This window comes from Wolbachia endosymbiont of Pentidionis agamae (assembly GCF_036711655.1).
Taxonomy (GTDB): Bacteria; Pseudomonadota; Alphaproteobacteria; order Rickettsiales; family Anaplasmataceae; genus JAZHPY01.
Genome location: NZ_JAZHPY010000107.1, coordinates 1 through 2,794 on the forward strand (window position 1 = coordinate 1; position 2,794 = coordinate 2,794).

At 33.9% G+C, this 2,794-nt stretch carries 2 protein-coding genes; both read right to left on the reverse strand.

Features of this window, described 5'->3' with window-relative positions; all coding sequences use genetic code 11:
- Positions 1 to 123 precede the first annotated feature (123 nt).
- Positions 124 to 495, reverse strand: coding sequence for an ankyrin repeat domain-containing protein (locus V6U76_RS05010; protein WP_333024034.1), 372 nt, complete (start codon positions 493 to 495; stop codon positions 124 to 126).
- A gap of 195 nt (positions 496 to 690) precedes the next feature.
- The gene (locus V6U76_RS05630; protein ID WP_408647433.1) at positions 691 to 954 is read right to left on the reverse strand and encodes an ankyrin repeat domain-containing protein; all 264 of its coding nucleotides are present in this window, start codon (positions 952 to 954) and stop codon (positions 691 to 693) included.
- Positions 955 to 2,794 lie beyond the last annotated feature (1,840 nt).

The following is a 2,794-nucleotide window of genomic DNA, read 5'->3' on the forward strand; positions in this document are numbered from 1 at the left end:
TTTTCGTTATCATCAGGAATCAACTGAAACGGAGTTTTGCCATATTTGTTCTTTGTTGATAGTGAAGCGTGTCCGCCCTCAATCAGGTAAACAGCCACTGCAAGATACGCTTTTTCGTCGTTTTTATAAACGTGATTTTTGACACCAGTTTATTGATTGCTTCGCTGTGCTTAAAATAAAAAGAAGGTGGAGAATATCCTTTGACAAAGTTTGACATGCCATGTGTAGTGGAGTGTCCCTTTCATTGTCCATCGCATTGCAATCTCCACCAAACCTAACGAGGATTTCAATTGTAGAAAAACTGCATTCAATAATTGAGTAATGCAATGCATTTAAGTTGTAACCATCTTTCAGATTAACATCAATTGCTCGAGTGTCCAGCAGTGCTTCAATGAACTCGTTGTAACCACGCATGACGGCCAAATGAAGAATCGACTCCTTATTTTTTTCGCAAGTCGAAAGCACCGATAGGCATTTCTCTGCTATTCTACTCAATGCAGATTTGTTAAATGTGAATGAATATTCAAAGTAGCTCCTTCCACAGTCATCCTTGATACTTAAATCTGTTTGTTGAGCATTTAAGAGGATCTCGATGATCTTGTCGACGTTTTGGTAACCAACATTGTTTTTCAGTGCCAAGTGAAGTTTGACCTTTTTGAGTTTCAAATTAGTGTCACAGCCGTTTCTCACTTAAATATCGACGCATTCAACATTCACCTCATTAATTGCCACGTGAAGCGGTGTCAAATAATGTCTGTTAACCTGATTCGGATTTGCGCCACATTTAAGTAATAGTTCCAAAATATTTGATTGATTGTCGTAAATTGCTTTGTGAATTTCCGTGTTTTTGTTTGAGTCTCTGAAGTTGATGCTAGCATTCACTGAGAATTTCATTGGATTAACGAAATCATGACTGCTTGACGTCGATTGTTGTAACCAATTTTTCACATTCATTTTGACACTAACTGAACGAACGGTATTTAATTATTTTTGTTTTATTACAAGAATTTAATCATTTTAATAGAACTCACCTCGTTAAAAATTGCGACGGAGGTACTTTTTTAATGTTCGAGGATTGTTCATTGATCACAATTTCAGAAACAATTGCCGCACGTTTTTTTTGCACAACGCGACGAAAATCAGAAAATTTGCATGTTTTAAATATTGATCAGATATGCAATTGGAGTATTTTTTAACCAAAGTATGTTTGAGTTTATAATCATGTATTGTTTTGCATATTTTTTTAATTGAAAAAATTGATTTGTTTATTACAACGTATATATGGAATTGAATGAAGTCAACATTTAAATCAACAGAATAACAATGAAGATTGCACATTTTTTCATTCAGAGAATAATAAAATTCAATTTCCGTATTCATTCGCTGAGAGGCACTTCGATTATTAGATTAAATCTTGAGATGAATATTACATAATAACATCAATCATAAATTAATTTATTTATTTGAACCACGTATGACAATTGTATTTGACGAATAATTTGGTGAATCTGTGAACGGAAATTTTACTGGTTTAATGGGATTGATTAAACAGGGGGTGCGTAATTTTCTCCTTAACCAGTTGTAGGTAAACAATTGGAAATATATACCGACACTAGGTTTCCCTTGTTTGAGTTTCGACCCAAAATAAATAGCTTTGAATACTTATGCCTAATTTTGTTTCTGTTTGCTTCTTTAAGAAATCAGATACAATGTTAGTGGTCACTCCGTTTGGAGTTGGCAGCGAATTTGCATCTTACAGTACAGTCCAGGTCCGGTCCGGTCAATTATACAGTAGAACCTGTCCATGTAGACCACCTTCGGGCGGTCAAAAATCGGTCTACTTGGACAAGTGGTCCACTTTTGCAGGTGAATTTACAGCTAATTATATGCGGAGGGCGGTGAAAGTAGTGGTCCACATCGTCAGGTGGTCCTCTTAGGCGAGTCCCACTTGGACAAGTTCTACTGTATATAATATTTGATGTTGAGGAAAACCAAGTACTAACTATTATTGCTCGAGTAATTTGACCATTGAAGAAAAAATGTTTCAGTAGGCGTCAAAAGCACCTCGTATATTACTCCCGAAAAGGGCTATTTAAATGTGGATGTGATAATCTTTGACTGTTTTAAATAAAACTTGTTTAAAATATTACATAAAAAGATGATGCATTCATAAAACTAACACGCATGTTTCGTCGTAGTACATTTTGCAATTATTTCAATGTTTTGAGTACTATTATTAGTATGTTAACGCAAATCGCAAGAATGTATATAAATTGTGAATCAATGTGATTAAACAATGCATCACAAACAAGAATTTGTCGTCCACCATGCCGATTGAATATTTGATAAAATTTTAAGAATTAAATTAAAAATAACAACTAATTTGCAATAATAAAATTGGATCGAAACAAATCGTTAACACGTTAGTTAAAGTATTTGTGGCATTTGCGATAAACACGTTTTAATTTGTTTCGTGTTTAATTTTTTCTCGCTTATAAATTTAGAGTTTAAACTAAACTGGAAATGGTTCCTATACTTTAATATTTAAAGAAATTTAAAGTTTATTTATTGTGTGTAATGTTAGCCGTACAAATTACTCAACGTTGTTTTCGAAAATATTGCCTCATTTTTGAATTTGACTAATTTAGCGTTTTTGCGTCGTGTTTCGAGAGGAATGCATCTCTTCGCGACTAATGAACATACAGCGGATTTTCGTGCAGGTCGTTTTCATTCTATCTTAAAATTAACTAACATTTAGTTACAAGTCAGTGACCATGAGTCACTTAGCTTCACA

Coding starts and splice junctions, on each gene's coding strand:
- V6U76_RS05630 (WP_408647433.1), bottom strand. CDS start 954: ATGAATGTGAAAAATTGGTTACAACAATCGACGTCAAGCAGTCATGAT.